Origin of the sequence: Falsiroseomonas sp., from assembly GCF_030695085.1 — a bacterium.
In the GTDB taxonomy this organism is placed as follows: Bacteria; Pseudomonadota; Alphaproteobacteria; order Acetobacterales; family Acetobacteraceae; genus Falsiroseomonas.
Genome location: NZ_JAUYTS010000052.1, coordinates 1 through 13,051 on the forward strand (window position 1 = coordinate 1; position 13,051 = coordinate 13,051).

At 68.0% G+C, this 13,051-nt stretch carries 12 protein-coding genes; 6 read left to right on the forward strand and 6 right to left on the reverse strand.

Annotation, left to right across the window (positions count from 1 at the left end; translation table 11 throughout):
- From Q8S40_RS05970 to Q8S40_RS05995, 6 genes are all read right to left on the reverse strand, one after another.
- A partial coding sequence (locus tag Q8S40_RS05970) for a hypothetical protein (RefSeq protein ID WP_305669654.1) occupies window positions 1-515 on the reverse strand: 515 nt, incomplete at its 3' end.
- Window positions 512-1,975: an O-antigen ligase gene (locus tag Q8S40_RS05975; protein ID WP_305669655.1), complete on the reverse strand. Its 1,464-nt coding sequence runs from the start codon at window positions 1,973-1,975 to the stop codon at window positions 512-514. The genes Q8S40_RS05975 and Q8S40_RS05970, both read right to left, overlap by 4 nt.
- Window positions 1,965-3,260, reverse strand: a complete 1,296-nt coding sequence (locus Q8S40_RS05980) for a lipopolysaccharide biosynthesis protein (protein WP_305669656.1) — start codon at window positions 3,258-3,260, stop codon at window positions 1,965-1,967. The genes Q8S40_RS05975 and Q8S40_RS05980 overlap by 11 nt, the downstream gene beginning before the upstream one ends.
- 11 nt (window positions 3,261-3,271) lie before the next feature.
- Entirely contained in the window at window positions 3,272-4,291 is a 1,020-nt protein-coding gene (locus tag Q8S40_RS05985; RefSeq protein WP_305669657.1) for a glycosyltransferase, read from the reverse strand.
- Window positions 4,288-5,265 (reverse strand): NAD(P)-dependent oxidoreductase, encoded by a 978-nt coding sequence (locus tag Q8S40_RS05990; protein WP_305669658.1) that lies wholly within the window; start codon window positions 5,263-5,265, stop codon window positions 4,288-4,290. Before Q8S40_RS05990 ends, Q8S40_RS05985 begins: the two co-directional genes overlap by 4 nt.
- Complete coding sequence (locus tag Q8S40_RS05995; RefSeq protein WP_305669659.1) at window positions 5,262-6,818, reverse strand: hypothetical protein; 1,557 nt, start codon at window positions 6,816-6,818, stop codon at window positions 5,262-5,264. Before Q8S40_RS05995 ends, Q8S40_RS05990 begins: the two co-directional genes overlap by 4 nt.
- A 375-nt stretch (window positions 6,819-7,193) precedes the next feature.
- On the opposite strand from Q8S40_RS05995, the gene Q8S40_RS06000 reads away from it, so the two are divergent.
- The 6 genes from Q8S40_RS06000 to Q8S40_RS06025 all read left to right on the forward strand — a co-directional run bounded on the left by Q8S40_RS06000 (window position 7,194) and on the right by Q8S40_RS06025 (window position 12,870).
- Complete coding sequence (locus Q8S40_RS06000) at window positions 7,194-7,931, forward strand: sugar transferase (protein ID WP_304808591.1); 738 nt, start codon at window positions 7,194-7,196, stop codon at window positions 7,929-7,931.
- Window positions 7,928-9,166: a polysaccharide biosynthesis/export family protein gene (locus Q8S40_RS06005; protein ID WP_304808593.1), complete on the forward strand. Its 1,239-nt coding sequence runs from the start codon at window positions 7,928-7,930 to the stop codon at window positions 9,164-9,166. Before Q8S40_RS06000 ends, Q8S40_RS06005 begins: the two co-directional genes overlap by 4 nt.
- A 9-nt stretch (window positions 9,167-9,175) precedes the next feature.
- Window positions 9,176-10,075: an SDR family oxidoreductase gene (locus Q8S40_RS06010; RefSeq protein ID WP_305669660.1), complete on the forward strand. Its 900-nt coding sequence runs from the start codon at window positions 9,176-9,178 to the stop codon at window positions 10,073-10,075.
- Between the two features lie 34 nt (window positions 10,076-10,109).
- Entirely contained in the window at window positions 10,110-10,817 is a 708-nt protein-coding gene (locus tag Q8S40_RS06015; RefSeq protein WP_304808597.1) for a sugar phosphate nucleotidyltransferase, read from the forward strand.
- Window positions 10,814-11,848 (forward strand): NAD-dependent epimerase/dehydratase family protein, encoded by a 1,035-nt coding sequence (locus tag Q8S40_RS06020; RefSeq protein ID WP_305669661.1) that lies wholly within the window; start codon window positions 10,814-10,816, stop codon window positions 11,846-11,848. The genes Q8S40_RS06015 and Q8S40_RS06020 overlap by 4 nt, the downstream gene beginning before the upstream one ends.
- Window positions 11,849-11,985: 137 nt before the next feature.
- Window positions 11,986-12,870: a class I SAM-dependent methyltransferase gene (locus tag Q8S40_RS06025; RefSeq protein WP_305669662.1), complete on the forward strand. Its 885-nt coding sequence runs from the start codon at window positions 11,986-11,988 to the stop codon at window positions 12,868-12,870.
- Window positions 12,871-13,051 lie beyond the last annotated feature (181 nt).

Consider the following 13,051-nt stretch of genomic DNA (forward strand, 5'->3'; position numbering starts at 1 on the left):
ACCTGGGCCTGCACCAGGAAGGCCGGGGTGCCGGCCGCCACCGGCACCGCGTCGACGCGCCAGCCATCGGCCCACACGCCCCCAAAGCCGCCCAGGCCGCGCGCGCGGCCCGCCACCCGGCGCAGGCTGCGCTGGCGCAACGCCATGCCCAGCAGGTGCCATCCCAGCACCACGGAGATCGGCCCGTGCCAGGCCAGCGCGGTCCAGCTGATGGTGAAGGGGAAGGGCATGCTGGGATCGCCGAACAGCGTCATCGCGTAGACGCCCTCTCCGATCCAGCCAAAGGCGGCACCGATCAGCAGCAGCCCCCAGGCATCGTGCACGCGGAAATGCTGCATCAGCACCAGGGTCAGGTAGCCGAAATAGCTGTAGAGCAGCCAGGAAAGCGGGCGATCCTGAAGCCCCTCATCCGGCCGCAGCTGCGACCAGAACACCGCCTCCGAAAAGAAGTACAGGATGTAGCCGGTGCCGAGCAGCAGGCCGATGCGCCGCGCGAGGGGGCCGAGCGACGTCATCGCCGCAGCTCCGCCCCGCGCGGTCCGTGCTCCAGCGCCACCCGGCGCAGCGCCGCCGAATACCCCGCCAGAATCCAGACAGTCTTCGCCAGCGCAAGGTGCCCGAATGCGGCGCAGATCAGGAAGCCAAGCAGGGAGGCCACAAGGCAGTCCGCCAGAAGGCCCCAGGCCGGGCCACCATGCCGGCGCGCCACGGCCAGGTCACGGAACATGAAGAAGATGATGCCGCCAAAGGCGACCATGCCGAACAGACCGAATTCAACCCAGACCTGCACAACCGTGTTGTGCGGCATGATCCATTCCAGCCGATCCTCGCCGCTGGCGACGCGCCTTTCGATATTCGCCTGCCAGAGGCGCACGTCCTCCGGCACGTCGGGCCGGGTGTCCAGCCACCCCATGAAATTCGGGCCGTACTGGTTGTAGCCGTAGCCGGCGATGGGGCGTTCCAGCACCAGCGCGGCGCCACCGCGCAGCAGCCAGCTCCGCAGTGGGGTGCTGCCTTCCTGGATATATTGCACGGAGTACAACCGCTCCAGCCCCGCCGGATTCCACAGGGCGAAGCCGATGCCGCCGAGCAGCCCGGCCAGCAGCAGCGGCTTCAGCGGCAGGCGCCCGCGGATCAGCAGGTAGACCACCGAGATCGCGAGCGCGATGACGGCGGAGCGGGTGAAGGACAGCACCACGCCGACGCTTTGCAGACCCGCCGCCGCCAGTATCAGCAGCCGCGCCACCGGCGCCGCGAAGCGCATGAACAGGAACAGGTTCACCGGCAGCACCGCCACCAGCATGTAGCCGAACCAGTTGGAATCGGAGAGTCCGCCGGTGATCCGCTTGACCTCCACGCCGTCCAGCGAATCCCGGTCGATGATCGCGCCGATATTGCCCTGGACCAGGCTGGGGTCGTCGGATTCGATGGCCAGGTTCGGCAGCAGGAACTCCGCCAGCCCGATCAGGCTCGACAGGGTCATGCAGGCGGTCAGGGCGATGCAGGCATGGATCAAGGCACGCGCGGATTCGCCTGCGATGTTGGCGATCATCACCGTCAGCAGGACAAGCTGGATGTAGCGCGCCAGCCCCTCCATGCCGCCGAAATGGGCCGGTGCGGTAACCGCGGAAATCAGCACCATCGCCAGGAAGCCGGCCAGGGCCGGTATCTGCGGCGACCAGGTGACGGGCAGCCTGTGCAGGATGCTGCGGGTGATCCACACGGCGAGCGTCAAGGCACCGGCGAGCTTGCCGAGGCTGAACGGCAGCCCGCTGATATGCTCGCTGCCCAGAACCTGCAGGGCCGTGCCCGCCAGCACCATCAGCGCCAGGCCGATCCCTGGCACCGCATAGACCACCGCAGCCAGCGCAAGGCCCAGCACCGCACCCACGGCGATCAGCGGCCCCGCCAGGGCACTGGCACCGAACAGCGCGGCGCCAACGCCCGCCGGCAGCACGGCAAGACTAGGACGCATGGGTCTGCCGCACCCGCAGCAAGGCGCCCCCCCGCATCGGCATTGCCAGCCGGCGTGCCATCAGGAACAGCGCGAGCGCGACGCTGATGCGCGTGGTGAACACTGCGATCGCCATGCCGACCGGCCCATGCATCGGCAGCAGGATCAGTCCGAGCGAGGCGACGATGGCCAGTTGCCCGGCCGTGACCAGCGCGATCTGCGCAGGGGCATGCACCGCCACCATCGTCATCGGCAGTGGCGTGACGGCAAGCCAGATCAGCGTGCCAGCCAGCAGCCAAAGGAAGCTGCCCGTCTCCGCCGCATAGGTCGGGCCCAGCACCAGCGTGATGACCGGCCGGGCGAAGAGCAGGGCGAGCAGGAAGGCAACCCCCAGCAGCGGCAGGGATATCCGCAGGAACAGCCGCAGCATGGATGCGTAGCTCCCCTCCTCCCGCATGCGCGCGATGCGCGGCTGGAGCAGCGACGAAAGGCTCCCCGCGACCAGGTCCGGCACCAGGGCGAGCGTCAGCATGGCGCCATACAGGCCCGCCACGTCGGAGCCGGCGAAGCCAAAGACCAGCAGGATGTCCAGGCGTTCGTTGAAGGCGGCCAGAACCATCGCCGGCATCATCCATTTCAGGAAATGCAGCAGATGGCGCAGGTCCTTGGCCTCGAAGCGTGGCGATGCGAACAGCCGCCGCGGCAGCAGGCCCGCGGCGCCGACCAGCAGCGCCAGGAAGGATGCCGCCGCATAGCTCGCCAGCACCAGTTCCACCTGGATCGCGCCAAATGCCCAGAGCAGCAGGATGCTGCCGAACCGCAGGACCTGCATGAAGCCTTCGAGCAGCACCAGCGCCTTGAAACGCTCCGCCGCCTGCAGCACCACCATGACGGAACGGAACAGCATGTCGCCGACGATGGCCGCGGCGACGAAGCGCACCAGGGGCGTGGCCTCCGGATGGCCCAGAATGTCGCGGCTGAAGATCTCCGCGAACAGCAGCAGCGTCAGCACCACCGCCGCGGTCAGCCCTCCCCGCAGCACGAAGGCGGCGCGGAACAGGCGGTAGGCGGCCTCGGGATCGTCGCGCAGCAGCGACGGGGCACGGCGCATCAGCGCCACGTCGGAAGGATCCACGATGCAGCCGGATGCGATCTTGACGCAGGCGATGGCAATCGCGAACAGACCGGCCTCGGACAGGCCGGCCGTGTCCGATCCCAATCCGCGATAGACCAGCAGCACCGCCAGGAACCACAGCGCCACGAATCCGATGCGGCCGGAGATCACCAGCGCCGCGTTGCGTGCCATGACGCGCGGCATCAGCCGAGCCTCGGCAGGGCGGATGCCTGTCGCGACAGGGCCCGCCGGTGGCGCCAGCGGCCAAGGCCGCGGATCGCGGCGGCCGGCAGCAGGCCGAAGCCGAGCCGCGCCCAGGTCGCCGGCCGCAGCAGCACCTCCGGCACGGCCGTGACCACTTCCGCCAGGTTGCGCAGGAAGCGGGCGTAGCCCGCGCTGCGGCTCATGTGCAGCACCGCGACCGCGATCGCCGCCACATGCCGTTCCGCCGCCCGGCGATGCACCGCGGCGCCCGCTGCCACGGCCTCCGGCCAGGCAAAGCATTCGCGCGCCGCGTGCATTTGGCGCCGAAACATCAGGTTGTCGCGATACATCGGCATCGACATCGCGGCGTCATGCACCCGGTACTCGCAGAGCACCCGGTCGAGGTAGCCGACCTTCCCCGCAAGGCACATGCGCAGGAACAGCCACAGGTCGATCACCTCCCGCCACCCCTCGTCGAAGGGGCCGGTTGCGCGGATGGCCGCCACGCGCATCACCATGGTGGAGAAGCAGAAGCCCGCCCCGAAGGCATCGAGCATGGCGCGGGCCCCGGGCGTGATGCGCGGCCAGCCGCCGGCCGTGCCGCCGAAACGCCGTCCCTGTGCATCGATCCAGGCGGCCGGTCCATGCACCATGCTGACCGCGGGCTCCGCCTTCAGGAAGGCGACGGCCGCGCTGAGGAAGCCGGGCAGCAGCCGGTCATCGGCGCCCAGCACGAGAAGGAATTCGCCCTGCGCGTCCCGGCAACCGCGATGCACATTGCCAGCCAGGCCAAGATTGACCTCGTTGCGGCGGTAGCTGATGCGCGGATCGGCGTAGCGCCGCATCACCGCCGGCGTGTCGTCGGTGGAGGCGTTGTCCAGGACCAGCAGTTCGAAATCCTGCAGATCCTGGGCCAGCACGCTTGCCACGGATTCGGGCAGCCAGTGCGCCGCATTGTAGGTGGGGATCACCACCGTGACGCGCGGCGTGACGCGTGGCGAGGCGTGCGGCACCGTCATGCCGCGACGCGCCTTTCACGGTGCCAGGCGATGGTCCGCCGCAGCCCCTCCTCCAGCGTCACGCCTGGCCGCCAGCCCAGCAGCCGGCGGGCATGCTCGGCCGAGGCGCGCTTGATGGAGATCTCGCCGGGCGTGCCCGGGCCGAGGATGGGCTGGAGATCGGGGCGACCTGCGACCGCGACGATGCGGCGCACGAGATCGGCCGAGCTGACCGGCGCCTCGTCGCAGAAGTTGAAGGCCTCGCCGGAGCCGATCTCGCCGTCGAGGGCGTCCGCCACCCGCAGCAAGGCGCGCGTCGCATCCTCGACATAAAGGTAGTTGCGGACCGAGCTGCCATCCCCGCGCAGCCGCGGCGGCTGCCCGCCGAGCACCGCCTCCACCGTGCCGGCGACCAGCCGGTCCATGTTGGTGTCGCCGGGGCCGTAGATGTTGCAGAACCGCGCCAGTACGACCCGCAGCCCGAAGCTGCGGGCATAGCAGCGCGCTGCCAGCTCGGCGCAGGCCTTGGATGCCTCATACGGAAAATCGGGCGCGAGCGGCGTGCTCTCGGTGAAGGGCGTGCCGTCATTCTCGCCATAGACGGAATCGGTGGACACGAAGATGAGGCGCGTCTCCGGCGCGATGGTCCGGATGGCTTCCAGCAGGTTCCAGGTGCCGCGCGCATTCACCTCGAAGGTCAGGTGCGGCTGGTGCCGCGCGACGGAGGGAAGCGACTTGGCGGCCAGATGGAACACCACCTCCGGCAGCTGCTCGCGCAGGATATCGGCGAGGCTGGCCATGTCGCGCAGTTCCGCGGCCACCGGAATGGCCGCGAGGCCGGGGCCATTCGATTCCGCCCGGCCGGCATCGGCCATGCCGATGACGACGGCATCCTGCGACTGCAGCAGCCGCACAAGCCAGGAACCCAGGAAGCCGCGGCAGCCGGTGACCAGCACCCGGCGGCCGGCCCAGCCCGGCAGGGATAGGCCCTTCATGTCGTGCGTCCCTCCGGGAACCTTCCCTCCGGCAGGCGCCGCGACGCGCTGCGAATTTCAAGGAGCAGCACCAGGCCCGCGCCGAGAACCAGCCCACCCATCAGCCCCAGCAGCAATGTGCGGCGAAGCGAGGGGGAAGACGGCAGGATCTCGGATGTCGGCGGCATGACCACGCGCAGTCCGGACAGCCGCACCGCCTCGATCGCCTCCCTGACGCGCGAATCCTCGTAGCCACGCTCGAATACCTCGAGCGCGCCACGCAGCTGGGCAACCTCCTGCTCCAGCAGGGCGATCTCGACGGCCGAGGTTGCGATCTGCCGTAGCTGGGCGCGCAGGCCGACGATCTGCTCGTCGAGCCGTGCGGCGCTGCCGTGCAGCCCGGCGAGGTCCGCGCGCCGCGACATCAGGTCGCGCCCCGCCGCCTGGTGAAGCTGGCTCTGGCCCAGCGTCACCCGTTCCACGACGAAGGGGTCTTCCGCCGCAATCTGCGCCAGCAGCGCCTCGATCTGGCGACGCAGATCGCCGATCTCCTGGCTGCCCTCGCCATAGCGGGCCTGCTGCGTCCCGAGGTCGAGGCGAAGCTGCACCAGGCGGCTGCGCATGGCGTCCGTCGCCTCGTTGCGCGACCGGACGGTCGACAGCTCGACCTCGGCCGGCAGCTGCGCCAGCGCGCTCTCCGCCTGCGCGACCTGCGCTTCCGCGGCCGCGATCGCATTGCGGATCTGCCGAAGCTGCGCCTGGCTGTCGGCCTCGGCGCGGATCAGGACGGTCCGCTGCTCGGCGACCGACCAGATCGGGTCATCGGCGGTAAGGCGCAGCGCCAGCAGCCGGGCTTCGGCATCGCGGATCGCAGCCTGACGCTCCGCCCGGCCTTCCGCGAAGAAATCCGTGACGCCGGGGCTGCGAAAGGCGTCCCGGTAGCGGGACAGCGCCGTGTCGATGAATTTCTGGAGAATGATCTCGCCAGCGCGCGGGTGCGGAAAGCCGATGCTCACCGTGATGATGTCCGAACGCCGCACCGGCTCCACGCGCATGGCCGCGCCGATGGCAAGCGTCAGCCGCTCCTGCTCCGTGGTTGGTGGCCGCAGGCCCACCGTGACCAGCGCCTCGCGCATCATGTCCCGCGCGCTGCGCATCACGGTTTTCACCGAGCTCTTGATGCGCTGGAAATCGGTGGTTGGTGGTGAGTCGGCGAAGAAGTCGTCGCCAAGCTCCGCGACGACATCCCGGATGAGGCGGGGGTCGGTGAAGATTTCCACGCCGGTTGCGGGATCCTCCGGTCGCCGCATGGCGGGAGCGGGCACACCCGTCTCGCGCGCCGTCAGCAGCGGCGTCGTTGCCATCTCCGGCCCAAGATTGACCATGATCTTGGAGGTCACCGTATAGCTCGGCCCCGAGATCACGACGGCCCAGGCCAGCAGCGAGAGGATGCCCGCCAGCCCACAGGCCAGCAGCAGCAGCCAGTGGCGGCGGAGCAGCGCGAAGGCGCCGCCGAGATCCGACGGGATCCAGCTTGGCCGCGGCAGCGGCTCCAGGACCACCGCACCATGCATGGCGTTGCCACCTTCCACTTGCAGACCCCCGACCGCGGCGGGCGCTTTCGTCCCTGCGGCATGCTGATGTCCCCGCATTAGATGCCGCAAAACCTGAAGCCGACAAATCTCGAATGACTTTACCTAAGAGGAATTTCCTCGTTTGTTTCCTTGTGTTCCACCGCGTTTCGAAGGCGAGTGACATGATGATATATTATTTTACGTTTCAGTTTATGGCCAGGCAACGGAAAAGGCAATTTATGACCGAATGGTTTCACATTGCCCGAAATCACAAATCGATGAACGAATTGTTGATGAAACACACCGGATTTATGGTTCGTTTCCAGGCAATCTTTATTCAGCGCTTCGTTCCTACCTCGTCAAAAGAGGATCGATATGTCGCGTCAGTTTCCGCGCCGGAAGCGTGCATTCGACCTCGTTGTGGGGCTCGGCATGCTGATTTGGCTGCTGCCTTTCATGCTGGTGCTAGGCCTCGGCCTGCTCCTCACGGAAGGGCGGCCGGTGCTTTATGTATCGCGTCGGCGCGTAGGACCCGGCCCCGCGCTGCCGATCGCCAAGTTCCGCACCATGCGCCGCGACGCGGACCGAATTGCAAATCGCGAAACCATTCCCGTCGCGACCACGCGCTTTCTCAATCTGCCTCCGAATTCCCCACTTTACACGCCCATTGGCCGGTTCATCGAGCGGGCGATGCTGACCGAGATGCCACAGTTGATCCATGTGCTGCAGGGTCGCCTGAGCCTGATCGGCAATCGTCCTTTGCCGGACAACGTCGTCGCTTCGCTGCTTGAAGTATTTCCTCATGCGGAACGTCGCTTTGCGCTGCCCTGCGGCCTCACCGGCCCGGTGCAACTGGTTGGCCGCGACAGCCTTTCGGATGCCGATCGGCTGGAACTCGAAATCGCCTATTGCGAGGCGGTGTCGCATTTCTATTCGGTCGAACTCGATTTGCGCATCCTGGCCTATACCGTGCTCGGCGGCCTTTGGAGCCGTTACCGGCTGACCCATGACGAGGTGCTGGCCATGATCCGCGGCTACGCCGCGAACAGCGCGACGGCCCCCCACCCGCGTCCGGAGCTGGGATCCTCCGTCGGCCAGGAGCGGGCACCGTGAGCACCATCCGCGCCGCCTGCCTGCTCATCGCGGTGACGGGCGCCTTCCTGGCCAACGGCAGGTCAGCAGCGGCCGAGCCGTTCATCCTCGGCCCCGGCGACAGGCTCTCCATCACCGTCCATCGCCGTGCCGATCTCTCGGGGGAGTTCCGGGTGCTGCCGGGCGGCGCCGTGTCCCTGCCCTTCCTGGGTAACCTGGCCGTCGCCGGGCAGACCCCCGATCAGGTCAGGGCTGCGGTCGCGCAAAGGTTGCGGGACGAGGCTGCCCTCCTCGACCCCCGGGTCTCCGTGGAAATCGCGGAGATGCAGCCGATCCTGGTCGCCGGTCCGGTGCGCCGGCCCGGCCAGTATCCGTTTCAGCTTGGCATGACGGTCGGCCACGCGCTCGCCGCCGCCGGCGGAACACGACGGCTGGAGCTTGAAGAGGTCGGCGCCCAGGTGGAGATCGCGCGGCTTCGGGAACGCCTGCGCCAGGGGCAGGACAGCTTCGGCCTGGCCCTGCTCCGCCGGGCGCGATGGTCGGCCGAGGCGGAGGGTGTCCGGGACTTCGAGGCTCCCGCCGATACCGCACTCTACCTGCCCCGCGAACGCCTGCAGCAGACACTGGAAAGCGAGCGGCTGCTGCTGCGCAGCCGGTACGAGATTTTCGAGAGCCTGCTTGCCATGCTCGCCGCACAGACCGCGGCGCTGACCGACGAAATCCAGGCCCTGCAGGAGAATGCGACCGCCAAGGCGCGGGAGCAGGAGTTGCTGGAGGAGGAGACGCGCTACGTCGACAACCTGATGCGCCGCGGCCTCGCGCCCCGCACCACAAGGGTGATCGAGCTGGCGCGGCTCGCCGTGCAGGTGGATGGAGAGCGCCGGCAGATCCTGTCGTTCATGGCACGCGCGCGGCAGGAGATCGCGCGCGTGGAACATACCCGCGTCAATGCGGAGCAGCAGCGCCGGCTCGAGGCCAGCAACGGCATCCGGGAGGCCGAGGACCAGTTGGCGACGCTGCGCATCATCCTTCAGGAATCACGCACCGGCCTGGCACAGCTGCGTGAGACGCTGCCGCCGGATGACCAGCCGATGGGCGCGGCGACCGGCTTCACGGTCGCGATCCTGCGCATCCGCGCCACGCCGCCGCAACGCATCGCCGCCGATGCCGACACGCCGCTATTGCCTGGCGACCTGGTTCATTTCACCGAACCATCCGCCGGCGGCGAGCGGCTCGCCCTTGGGCCGCTGCGCTGAACCGCCGCCATGCAACGACCCGCCCTTTCCCTGGACGACCCACACCCGGCCCGGCAGGCGGAAACCCTGGTCGCCGTGATCGGCGCCTCCGGGCGCTCGGGCCGGGCGCTCTGCCGCGCCCTGGTGCAGGCCGGGCAGCGGGTGGTGGCCGTGCAGCGCCGGCCTTCGGAGGCAACGGAACCGGCCGCCCGCCTGGCAGATCTCGGTGATCCCGCGGCGCTTGCCGCCGCGCTGGAGGGTGCCACCGTGGTGGTGAACACCGCACATGCGCGCTGGACCAGCCAGGTGCTGGCCGCCGCGCCGCGGCATGCGCGCCTTGTCCTGATGGGCTCCACGCGCCGCTTTTCCCGCTGGCCCGATCCGCATGGCGATGGTGTCCGGGCCGGAGAGGCCGCCTTCCTCGCCAGCGGCCGTCCGGGCGTCATGCTGCACCCGACGCTGATCTACGGGCAGGAGGGCGAGGGCGATGTGCAGCGCCTGGCCAGGCTGCTCGCGCGGCTTCCGGTGGCACCCCTGCCAGGCAGTGGCCGCGCGCTGGTCCAACCGATCTACCAGGATGACGTGACACGCTGCCTTCTGGCGGCCCTGTCGCGGCCATGGGAGCGGCCGGAGACGCTCGTGGTCGCGGGGCCGGAGGCAATCGCCTACCGGGACTTCCTGCGCATGGTAGCCCAGGCCGCGGGGCTGCGGGCGCCACGCGTGCTGGGCTTTCCCGCCGCGCTGCTGGGCCCTCTGGCGCGGCTGGTCGCGCGGCTGCCCGGCCTTCCGCGCGTGACGCCGGCGCAGATCCGCCGCCTGACCGAGGACAAGGCCTTCGACATCAGCGCCATGCGTGATCGCCTGGGGGTCGAGCCGATCCCGCTGCGCGACGGACTGGCGCTCACCTTCCCCCGATCAGCTTCCGCCTGATGCCAGAACACGCTTTCACGCAAGGAGGACCAGGATGAAGGTCGTCATTCTCGCCGGCGGATCCGGCACGCGCGCCTACCCCTACACGGACTATTTGCCCAAGCCGATGATGCCGGTGGGCGGCAAGCCGATCCTGCTGCGTGTCATGGACCTCTACGCACGCCAGGGCTTCACGGAATTCGTCCTGTCGGTCGGCTACCGCAAGGAGGTGATCCTCGATTACTTCGAGGGCCGCGACTTCGGCTGGACCATCGATATCGTGGATACCGGGGCGGGCACCGATACGGGCGGCCGCATCTGGGGGTGCCGGCATCTGCTCGGCGAAACCTTCATGGCGACCTATGCGGATGGGCTTTCCGACGTCGTGCTGGATTCCCTGCTGGCCGCGCATCGCCGCAGCGGCAAGCTCGCCACCATCACCTCCGTTCCGCTGCGGTCCCAATACGGCACGATCGAGGCCGACGAGGCCGGCACCATCTCCGACTTCCGCGAGAAGCCGGTGCTGCGGGACCACTGGATCAACGCCGGCTTCTTCGTCATGCAGAAGCGCATCTTCGACAAGTGGCAGGGCGAGAACCTGGAGCGGGAGGTGTTCCCGAACCTGCTGCACGGGAAGCACCTTGCGGTCTACCGGCATGACGGGTTCTTCAAATCCCTCGACACATACAAGGATCAGCAGGAGCTTGAGGTGATGTTCGCCGATGGAAACCTGCCCTGGATCCGCCGGGCGGTGGCAGCGTGAGCGGCAGGGCACAGGGCCCGTTCTGGGCCGACAAGCGCGTCTTCATCACGGGCGCCGCCGGGTTTCTCGGTTCATGGACCGTGAAGGAACTGAACCGACGCGGCGCGACGACGATCGGGCTTGTCCGCGATGGTGGCCACCACCTGTCGCGTCGTGACGACCCGGAGACAGAGCCGCATTTCATCGTGCATGGCAGGCTGGAGGATTACGATACGGTTCTGCGCGCGATAAATGAGCATGAGGCGGATACGGTCCTGCACCTCGGCGCGCAGCCCATCGTCGGTGTTGCAAACCGAAGCCCACGTTCCACCTTCGACGCCAATATCCGCGGCACATGGAACGTGCTGGATGCCTGCCGCGAATTGCGCCGGCAGGTGAAGCGGATTGTCGTGGCATCATCCGACAAGGCCTATGGCAAGGCGGCGAGACTTCCCTACGACGAGTCGATGCCGTTGAACGGCAACCACCCTTATGACGCGTCGAAGGCCTGCACCGATATCATCGCGCAGACCTACCATCAGAGCTACGGCCTGCCCGTCTGCATCACGCGTGCCGGAAACTTCTTCGGCGGGCGCGACCTGAACTTCAACCGTGTCGTGCCGGGCGTCGTGCGCTGGGCGTTGCGTGGGGAACAGCCGGTTCTGCGGTCCGACGGCACCATGATCCGCGACTACATCTATGTCCGTGACGTCGTGCTGGCCTATCTCACACTGGCCGAGCGGATGGAGGATCCTGCGCTGCACGGCCATGCATTCAACTTCTCCACCGAGCAGCCGATCTCCGTCATCGCGCTGGTCCGGCGGATCCTCTCGGCCGCGGGGCGGGAAGATCTCCAGCCGATCATTCTTGGCGAAGCGACGAACGAGATTCCAGAACAGCATCTCTCCGCCGCCAAGGCGCGCTCGCTGCTGGACTGGTCGCCCGAGTGGACACTCGATCGTGCGTTGGAGGAGACGCTCGAATGGTATCGCGGTTGGCTCGGCGCGCCGGTTGCGTGCCGACGGGTGGAAGAGACGACGACAGCAATCTGAATCACGCCTTGAGAGCGGGAGGCATCTGTGGCGTCAGGATCAGATCGGAAGGATCGGCGCGGTTCGGCGCAGTGGCATGGCCGCACCGCGCGAAAGCGGCAGGGCTCCGGATGGCGTTCCAGGAACGGGGGGCGGTCATGAGCGCCAAGCTGGAGCGTGAGAGCAGCTTCTGGGACGCAAAACAGCCACCGATCGCGGATCTTGACCCAGAGCTGTATCGGGTGAGCCCCGGCGACCTGACCGACCGTTCCGTGCCGTGGCTGCCATACCTCGGCTTCCCTCGACATGTGGATGAGGTGCTGAACCATCTCGGTGATCTACGGGACGCCCGGGTGCTTGATCTCGGCTGCGGCACCGGTTTCATGGCGTGCCTGGCGGCCGCGGCGGGTGCGGAGGTTGAGGCGGTCGACATCTCCGAATCCTCGCTCGAGGTTGCGCGCTGGCGTGCCCAGGTCAGCGGCCTGAGCAGTCGCATCAGGTTTCATGCCGCACCCGCTGAGGTACTGCCGTTTGCCGACGAAAGTTTCGACGCTGTCTGTGGCGCCTTCGTTCTGCACCACCTGGACCTGTCGGTGGCGGCACCGGAACTGCGCCGCGTGCTGCGCCCAGGCGGACGCGGCGCCTTCATCGAGACAAGTGGCGGCAGCCGGCTGCTGATGGCGGCGCGCCGCCTGCTTCCTGGCAGTCTTGGAATCGAGAAGGCCAGCAGCGACGACGAGGCACCGCTTGGCGCGTCTTCACGGAAGTGGCTCGAGAAATCTTTCGGTGGCAGTTTGCGGTTCAGCTATCCGACGACGTTGTTCTTCCGGATGCTCTGCTACGTGCCGCCACTGCACCGGGCGCCCATGAGGCACTTGCTGGCCGGTGCGGATGAGCTTTTGCATCGCGTTCCGGCGATGCGATCGCAATCCTACTATTCCGTGGTGTCCTTCGAGCGCGAAGGTCCAAGCGCCACCGCCAGGCAGATCCCTGGCAGCTTGCGCGAAAGCGGTGACCTGGTTCTGCCAGCAGAAAGCCCCTGAGCAACCCTACCAAGCCGCCGCCGCCAGGGGTGAGGGCGTAGCCTGGTCGTGTCCCGGGTGGTGGTGTAGGAGGACCGAAGCCCGGGGCGCGTAGCGAAGCCCCTGGCTGAGCGAAGCGGAGCGCCCTGGGCGGCCACCGCGGTGATGCTCGGTAGGGTTGGGTTGCTGAGACCAACAACCC

Coding starts and splice junctions, on each gene's coding strand:
- Q8S40_RS05975 (WP_305669655.1), bottom strand. CDS start 1,975: ATGCGTCCTAGTCTTGCCGTGCTGCCGGCGGGCGTTGGCGCCGCGCTG.
- Q8S40_RS05980 (WP_305669656.1), bottom strand. CDS start 3,260: ATGGCACGCAACGCGGCGCTGGTGATCTCCGGCCGCATCGGATTCGTG.
- Q8S40_RS05985 (WP_305669657.1), bottom strand. CDS start 4,291: ATGACGGTGCCGCACGCCTCGCCACGCGTCACGCCGCGCGTCACGGTG.
- Q8S40_RS05990 (WP_305669658.1), bottom strand. CDS start 5,265: ATGAAGGGCCTATCCCTGCCGGGCTGGGCCGGCCGCCGGGTGCTGGTC.
- Q8S40_RS05995 (WP_305669659.1), bottom strand. CDS start 6,818: ATGCATGGTGCGGTGGTCCTGGAGCCGCTGCCGCGGCCAAGCTGGATC.
- Q8S40_RS06000 (WP_304808591.1), top strand. CDS start 7,194: ATGTCGCGTCAGTTTCCGCGCCGGAAGCGTGCATTCGACCTCGTTGTG.
- Q8S40_RS06010 (WP_305669660.1), top strand. CDS start 9,176: ATGCAACGACCCGCCCTTTCCCTGGACGACCCACACCCGGCCCGGCAG.
- Q8S40_RS06015 (WP_304808597.1), top strand. CDS start 10,110: ATGAAGGTCGTCATTCTCGCCGGCGGATCCGGCACGCGCGCCTACCCC.
- Q8S40_RS06025 (WP_305669662.1), top strand. CDS start 11,986: ATGAGCGCCAAGCTGGAGCGTGAGAGCAGCTTCTGGGACGCAAAACAG.